This is a genomic window from Acinetobacter stercoris (assembly GCF_900323515.1).
Taxonomy (GTDB): Bacteria; Pseudomonadota; Gammaproteobacteria; order Pseudomonadales; family Moraxellaceae; genus Acinetobacter; species Acinetobacter stercoris.
Window position 1 is genome coordinate 1 of record NZ_OOGT01000188.1, and the last position, 7,908, is coordinate 7,908.

Sequence of the window (7,908 nt, forward strand, 5' to 3'; positions counted from 1 at the left end):
GAATTTATTATATGTTTTTAGCATATTGATCAATCTGCTTATTCTTTACTCATTAAGCTTTTAGCCACATCCAGACTAGCACACAGAACATACATAAAATGGCTGGATAAACAAACCAAGGATGTGGAATAGTCCAAATCATAATAGCCGCAGCTAGACTCATGCTAACAGTAGAGAGGTATTTTGCCTTTTTAGGTATTCTTCGGTTTAATTGCCATTCCTCAACAATTTGGCGGATATAACGATTACTTAATAAAAATTGATGTAGACGTTTCGAACCTCTTGCCGCAAAAAAAGTCGCTAAAATAATAAAATCCACTGTAGGTAATCCGGGTATAAAAACTCCAATTATCCCAAGAACAATACACAACCAAGCCAGACAAATAAATATCCAGCGCATCCAGACAGTACGCGCTAATCCTGTACCAGATTCAATCATACTGGATGATTTTTTATCATGTTGAATCTCGGAGTTTTCTAATTTGCCCATGCTTGATTATGTCCTGTTATATGCATTATTTCAGTTGGTTGAGGTATGTCAAAGCCTCGCCAAAATAGGCAAAAGCGTCCAATGCACCTTGAACGACTCTGTCCTGTTTAGCAGAATCAAAATTGGCCTCATCCAAAGCCTGTACAAAGCGCTTCCAGACTACAGCACGTCCTTCTGGATATGCAGCCAAATTCCTTGCACCAAACTCAGCCGATAAATCCAGATTTTTTTGTGCCTCTTTAAAAAGAAATGCTGCACCTAAAGTTGAACCCTCTGAAACATATATCCAGCCCAAAGCTTCTGGTAACGGCACATGTTCAGTATTTAATGTCTTCCCTTGGGGATGAATACCAAAATCTTTCAGATCAAGTAATGCCTGCTGTGACCGGCCACGAATACCTAAATCTGGAATGAGTTCAGCAATCCCTTCTCTTTCAAATAAATGTTCAATTTCTTGCTGAAAATAATATTGCAAGAGCGTAAATTGCACATATTTCTCTCTACTTGAAAAGACATCGGCACTCGCCATCAGCTGATGCATCCGCTCATGTTCTGATGCTGTTTCTTTCTTTAATCGTTGTGATAAGCTACTGATTTGTATCGTTTCAGTTGTTGCGCTCATTGTTATGCTCCTTTGCCCTAATGTTATTAACGGCTTCGTCCCAATTTGAGTTCTATTGGAAAATCCACCACGATGGAAACTGCTTTCCCATTGATTTTATGAGGTTTAAATTTTGAAGATCGTACAGCCTGTATGCCTCGTTCATCCAGACTTTGAATGCCTGTACTTTGTTTAACCTGTATGTCTACGGCTTGCCCTGTTTCATTGATGATTAATCTCAATAGCAATATTCGATTTTGCTGTTTCAGTTCCCGGTCATCATATTTAAGCTGTCCAAAACGCAAGACATCTACACTACTCACCTGAATCGGTTCATTTCGATCAACAGCACTTTCTACTGCACGCATCTGAACTTTTTCATCCTGATCACTACGCTCACCACCTGATCCTTTCATCTGGTTTTGATTTGATCGGCTTGAATTGGTATCAGCGTTGACAACACTATTTTCAGTTGCCTGAGCTTGACTATTAAATGGTTTATTTTTTTCTAAATGCTGGTGTGCAGGCTGATCTTTTTGATCCTTTTTCTCAGCTAATGTTTCTGTCTTCTTTGAAGTACTTGCTTTAGCACGCTCAGAAGTTAGGCTGCTGATCACATGATTTTTCTTATTTTCTTTTTGTATATTTGTTTGCGCAGATGATTGAGTATTTCTTTGTTCAGAACGGTTTAAAGCTTTTGTAGCCGTTGTACTCTGTATCGGCTGAAAATCTTTATTTTTTTGATCTGTATTACTCTTTGATACAAAGCGTACAAGCATCGAATTTACTTTTGGTGGCGCTTCCAAAGTAAAAGGTTCAACTAAATTGACTACCAGCCAAAAAATGCAGAGATGCAGTACAATAACTATCCCAAAGATTAACCAAAGCTCACACTTTTTGTGTTTGTATAAATGGCGTTCAATATTAAAGGAATGTGATTTCATGTCATCCCCCCTAAAACTGATGCTCAAACTTCAGGCTTATACTTTGTTTGTCAAATGGAAATAGACCATAATTACTTTCATTTTTGTTAAAACGATAAGTTAAGTTAGGTGTTATTCCATAAAACTTGAATTTTGGCATTTGCATGACCAAGGTATAATTTTGTTCAAAATCATGCCGTCTTACACCAATCACAGCTGAATACTGTTCATATTGCCGCCAGCGATATGAACTAAATAAAGTCGTATTAATTCCCCAACCCCAGGATTTACTTAGTCCCAAGCGGATGCCATATTGATCGTATGTGTTGAGAGCTTTATCTTTGGCATCTTGTTTAAACCAATCCAGACCACTAAATAATGTCCATTGATTAGGTAAAATTTGCCAAAATGTACTCAATAGCGAGTATTGTTGCCCATCTTGAACGCGATATTTTTTATAGTTTAAATCTTTTATTTCGGCATCAATTTTTATTGCCTGATTTGCTGAAATGAAACGCATCCAGTCAGCATGTCCCCCCCATGCATGATATAAAGTGTCATGACCATAGCGTCTATATTCATAAAGCGGAGCAACATTGATCTGATTTTTTTGGTTCAGAAAACTGTACCCTGTATTTAAGTTATAGGTCGCATCAGTATATTCATGCTGATCAAAATAATACTGCCCAAAACTAATTCCTTTAATTGAGATACCATGGTTGCTTTTTAGTGCAAATCTTTTGTTTATCGTGCCTTCTAGATCCAGACCAGAACCATTTTTTTTAGCTGGAGTTTTCCAATAATTTGGCACCTGGACAATGCCGCATTTTTTACTTTCATTATCACAAACAAATTGACTGATACTGGTTTGAATCGTTTGATCAGATGAATTATTGATGTTTAGACCATATGTAGGACCAAATGAGATTGCTCCCTGCCATGCATCCCGTTGTTTTAATGCAGTTAGAAACATTGATACTGCATTTGATACACCAGTGGGAATCATTGCAGGGTCACTCTTATTCAATTTATTTTGAATCGTTTGGAAATTTGCTTTGGCATCTTTATTTTTTTGCTGTTCAAAGAGTACCCGTGCAAGCTCAAGCTCAGTAATTAAATTGTTTGGTTGTATTTTCAAACTATTTTTAAACTTTTTTTCAGCAAGTTTTAACTTCCCTTTCGCTCTTAACATCGCTCCTTCAGCAAATTCTGTTAGAGCCCGATCATAATCTGGATATTTTTTATAATTTTCCAGATAGACTTGTGATTTATTCCACTGCTTCTGCATAACTGATAAATACAATGCCTTAGCCAAATCATCCTGATTTTGTTCAACTGTCAGTTCCTGCCCCGCAACCACAATATTCGGTAATCCAGTTTCTGAAAGCTTTTCTTGTTGTTGAAACTGACGTTCCTGCTGAATCATTTGTCGGTCAATACTTTGATTAAGACGTAACCGAGTATCATCATCGGCAAATACATAGCTTTGAGACAATAAAAACACACAGCAAACTGAGCTTCGTAACATAAAATAGTGAACCTAAAAAACTTGAATAAAATAAAAAGAGGAATCCACAATTGTGAATTCCTCTATACTTAGATTAGTTTTTTGCACCACCAAAAGCAGTGTTATAAGAAGCGTTGTTAAACTCAGCGATACCTGCTAGAGCACCTGCATTTGCGCCAAAGAATTGACCAGTAACGTCACCATTTACATTTCCATTGGCAATTACACCACCAGAGAATGCTGCAGATCCTGCATCAAAACCAACGCCATCCAAAGTTAGGCTGTTAACAGTATTACCTGTACCATTCAATGTACCATTTAGTGTTCCTGCACCAAAATCTGCTGTAAATGTACCTGTCAACAGATTTGTTGCCGAACCATTAATTCCTGCAACGGTGTAAGTTGCTGTTCCTGTGGTTGGAACAGTGGTATTGGCACTGTTACCACCATAGTAAACAGTATGGCCTGCACTCGCCGCTGTATCACCTGCTTTCCACCATTCACCAAAGTAAACTTCCTGTCCTGAAACTTGACCAAAGTTAAAATTACCTAATGCACTATGTGAAGCAGGCATTGCTGTTACTGGAATGTGGGTAATATTAAAAGTCTTGCCATTTACAGATACATCCTGATTACTCGTACCTGATCGAGTAAAAGCTTTGGCTAAATTTTGCAGAGAATTAAAACCAGTATAAGCATTGTATGGTGCGCCTGCTGACTGGATCGAGATCGCGACATCACCGCCAGGATGACTTGGGTTTGCAGCTGCTCCAATTTTAATATTAGCTTCATTACTTGATGCACCTTCTACTGCTGCATAAGTCATGACTGTTGAACAAGCTGCCAAAGCTACTAGTAATTGTTTGATTTTCATGAGTATTACTCCGTTATATTAAATAACATTTTTATTTTGAGTGAATTCACTCTTTGCCTTATTCTGTAAATCCTGTCTAGATTTACACGTTTAAAAGTAAATAATAATCATTAACTTTTACTATTTACTTAAAATTTACCTTGACCTACCTGAGATAAATCAAGGTCTGTTGTTAAAAATTAAAACTTGGTTGTCCAACTGATTTTCATAGTGCGCCCTGGAGCAGCCATGGCACTACGCGTCAAAGGGTCGATATAAAATTGATTGGTGAGATTGGTTCCGATCAGTTCAACAGTGTTGTATCGGTCAACTTGATAACGGGCATAAGCATCCAGCAGCCAGATATCGTCCCATGCAAGTGGTACATTAAAGTAATATCCCTCATTTAAACCTGCAACATTCTCTTTTCGTAAAGGACTTTGATATGCCTTGTGGTAGGTGATCCGTGAGCCTAACTCCAGTCTTTCATCCATCAACCGCGTACCAAGTAAAGCATGTATACTTACTTCAGGGGTTGCCATGGTTGCCAAATAACCATTCGGAAAACCATCATCGACACAGCGTTGATATTGATCTTTAAATTGCAAACCATTGGCTGTTTGAACTACACCTCCCTCGATCATTCTGCTGGCTGCAGTATCGGTATCACAGACACGATTTTTTAAATTATAAGATGCGCTAAGATCTGTAAAAAATGCACCATTATCAAATCGACTTTGTAGCTCAAGCCCTGACAGTAGCTGTTCATCCATATTGGTAAAAATCAGATTATGACTACGTTCAATCACATTTTTGGTTTTGTTATAGTAATAAGCCAGTTTAAAATCGGCATTACGTGCTGATTTAAACAAGTCACGCAAATCATAAACGTAACCGATTTCATAATTAAAAGCATGTTCAGGTTTTAAACCTAAATAAGGCTGTAAAGCAGAGAAACCTACGGTACTTTCAAATAAACTGGGTAACCGGTATTCTTCCGCATAACGTGCATACACACGTTGGTTCGGCGTCAGGTTTGCTGCAATCGTAAACTGTGGTGCCCATCCACTATCCTTAGTTTTTGTAACCTGATTAATCGGTATTTGCTGATAGGTTACTGGTTCAGGACTTAATCCAGTATATGGTTGAAGAATCTGGTTTAGTCCATTCAACAGCTCGGATGGAGACATCCTTCCATTTTCATCGGCTTTAAATTTTATCTCATTCTTTTGAGACCAAATTGCATTATAAAATATCGAACTCGACTCGCGTGTAACCGACATATAGTCACCATCCCAATCAGGATTGTCTCTTCGATAATTTCTTTCCTGTCTTTGGAAATTACGTAGTTCATGCCCAACTCTTGTCTCAGGCATCGTTCTATACGTGTAGGTATATCCATCCAGTTTCTGTTTATTTGTAAAAGGAAAACGATACTCTTTACCATCATTTGTTACATAGCTACTCCCCTGTTTTATCCGGTTATCCAGAAAATCATCAAATGCCCAATATGAGCGATAACGCATTCCAGCATCTAAAGTTAACCAGGACGTTGGTCGAAAATTAAAATTGAAATCAAACATTTTTTCTTCACGACGTCCCGCTCTTGGCATGGCTAATGTACTAAAACCACCATATATCTGCTCAGCAGATTCTGCAAAATCATCTCCTGAGGTTAATTTTTCTTTTAGAAAACTGCCTCCAAAGGTAAGATCCAGATTTTTAAACAACGACATTTTATTACTTATATTTATACCTTCACGTGTATTGTCCGATAAACTCAATGCAAGGTTTTTTAATATTTGATCATTTTTACTTACACCTAAAGGCCAGAACTCTGTAGGCGCTCCTCCTCGAGTATAGGTATCATTTTTAGTATCTGTGCGCCAAAGACTGGCATAAAAATCAAGCCATTTATTCCCGTCTGGTTTAAGCTTATATTCCAGATTATAGGCTTTTGAACTGACCTCACTGAGTGGCCACTGTGGCACCCCCGTTTCCGTAGAGACTCCCCAAGAAATACGGGATGGCATAATTTCACCATAGCGGTTTTTGCTATCCCGATAAGTAAATTTCAAAGTCTGCTCATCGGTTGATCTATAAGTTCCTTTGAATAACCAAGACTCCATCTGACTTGATGTATTTGGCACTTCACTTCCCGGAACATAGACATAGGCAAAATAAGGAATAAAATCTTGACTACTATTAGGATCGGCTTTTCGATAATAACCGGGGCGATTGGTTCCCGAGAAATAATTACCACGTTCACGGACAGCATAAACTGCAAGTAAATCAAATTTATCCTGTGTCATTGCAAGTGCTAAACGCCCTGCTTTATCATCTCCAGAAAAAAATGAATTGTCACTTTTTGTTCTATTCGCCTTGTAAAAATCTGGGTCAAACAGCTGAACAGTGCCATCAGAAGTCACATATTCTATCCAAGGTACAGTTTCATTATATTTTTTCCCTATTTTACTCATATTCGGAAACTGTGGATGAATTGAATTGCTTGATGCTTCAATTTTCAGTTCTGCGCCATATTTTTCACCTGGACGAACAATATCTGTAGCCTCAAGGGTTTTCACCACAACACCGCCACCAACAGATGTCATCACATTACGTTCAATTGCTGGACCTTTAATCACTTCGACACCAGCAATCAGATTTGGATCAATGTAATTCCGGTTATTTACTCCGTTATAGCCTCTCCAAACGGCAATGGACTGCTCAGTTCCATCAATAGTCAGTGGTACACGTCCTACGCCCTGTACACCACGAATGCTTGGATCGATTGCACCACTATTTCGTGCATCACCACTATAAACACCGACCATACCCTGTAACACATCAGCAGGATTCGTACCTTTGAACCTCTCTACATAATCCTTACCCAAATAAACAGAAGAACGATTTTTATCATAGACATCACTATATCCTTGGCTATCAGGGTTTTGTTGCCCATACACCACCATAGGTTTTAGTTTTACAACTTCTGTTACCTTTCCAGATTTGGATGGTAAAGCTTCTGAAGGGCTAGAATTATGGCTCAAATATTCTGATTGCAGAGCTGTACTTCTAACAACTGTATAACCTTGTCCTGCTTTTAATACTGAAAATCCCGTATTATCGAGTATCTTTTCAAATCCATTCTCTACTGTATAGTAACCGCTTAATCCTAAACTGTTTTTCCCATCCAGTTGTCTGGCATCTATCACTAGTGCCACCCCGACCTGATTTGCAAAGGTATTTAATACTTTTGCTAGCGAACCTGCAGGAATATCGTATTGTTTCGTTTGCAAAGCTTCAGCAGCATGGGAAACAGACACAGGTAAAATCACACCGCTACCAAGCGTCATCATATGTATAGCAAATGCTAATGCTGACACTTGAAAAGCTTTTGATTCCAACTTTTTTTTACAACGCTTACCGTCCATTCAACCCCGCCTATTAAATGATAATGAGAATTATTAATATCTGTATGACAAAAAAATTCACAAGTTCCTCGCTTCTACTTAATATGACGAATGACAGAAC

At 38.2% G+C, this 7,908-nt stretch carries 6 protein-coding genes; all 6 read right to left on the bottom strand.

Going from position 1 to position 7,908, the window contains the following annotated elements:
• Positions 1-52: 52 nt before the first annotated feature.
• Positions 53-439 carry a YbaN family protein gene (locus tag KPC_RS15770; protein WP_227591522.1) on the bottom strand — a complete coding sequence of 129 codons (387 nt, stop codon included), beginning with the start codon at positions 437-439 and terminating at the stop codon, positions 53-55.
• Between the two features lie 76 nt (positions 440-515).
• Complete coding sequence (locus KPC_RS15775; RefSeq protein ID WP_121975312.1) at positions 516-1,112, bottom strand: biliverdin-producing heme oxygenase; 597 nt, start codon at positions 1,110-1,112, stop codon at positions 516-518.
• A 26-nt stretch (positions 1,113-1,138) separates the two neighbouring features.
• Entirely contained in the window at positions 1,139-2,035 is an 897-nt protein-coding gene (locus tag KPC_RS15780; RefSeq protein ID WP_121975313.1) for an energy transducer TonB, read from the bottom strand.
• Positions 2,036-2,045: 10 nt separating this feature from the next.
• On the bottom strand, positions 2,046-3,542 hold the full coding sequence (locus KPC_RS15785) for a surface lipoprotein assembly modifier (RefSeq protein ID WP_121975314.1): 1,497 nt from the start codon (positions 3,540-3,542) through the stop codon (positions 2,046-2,048).
• A gap of 73 nt (positions 3,543-3,615) precedes the next feature.
• Positions 3,616-4,395, bottom strand: coding sequence for a Slam-dependent surface lipoprotein (locus KPC_RS15790; protein WP_121975315.1), 780 nt, complete (start codon positions 4,393-4,395; stop codon positions 3,616-3,618).
• Between the two features lie 179 nt (positions 4,396-4,574).
• Positions 4,575-7,808 (bottom strand): TonB-dependent receptor, encoded by a 3,234-nt coding sequence (locus KPC_RS15795; protein ID WP_121975316.1) that lies wholly within the window; start codon positions 7,806-7,808, stop codon positions 4,575-4,577.
• Between the last annotated feature and the right edge of the window lie 100 nt (positions 7,809-7,908).

Bases quoted from the DNA above. Each gene is read 5' to 3' on its own strand.
- KPC_RS15795 (WP_121975316.1), bottom strand. From the start codon at position 7,808: ATGGACGGTAAGCGTTGTAAAAAAAAGTTGGAATCAAAAGCTTTTCAA.
- KPC_RS15770 (WP_227591522.1), bottom strand. From the start codon at position 439: ATGATTGAATCTGGTACAGGATTAGCGCGTACTGTCTGGATGCGCTGG.
- KPC_RS15785 (WP_121975314.1), bottom strand. From the start codon at position 3,542: ATGTTACGAAGCTCAGTTTGCTGTGTGTTTTTATTGTCTCAAAGCTAT.
- KPC_RS15780 (WP_121975313.1), bottom strand. From the start codon at position 2,035: ATGAAATCACATTCCTTTAATATTGAACGCCATTTATACAAACACAAA.
- KPC_RS15790 (WP_121975315.1), bottom strand. From the start codon at position 4,395: ATGAAAATCAAACAATTACTAGTAGCTTTGGCAGCTTGTTCAACAGTC.
- KPC_RS15775 (WP_121975312.1), bottom strand. From the start codon at position 1,112: ATGAGCGCAACAACTGAAACGATACAAATCAGTAGCTTATCACAACGA.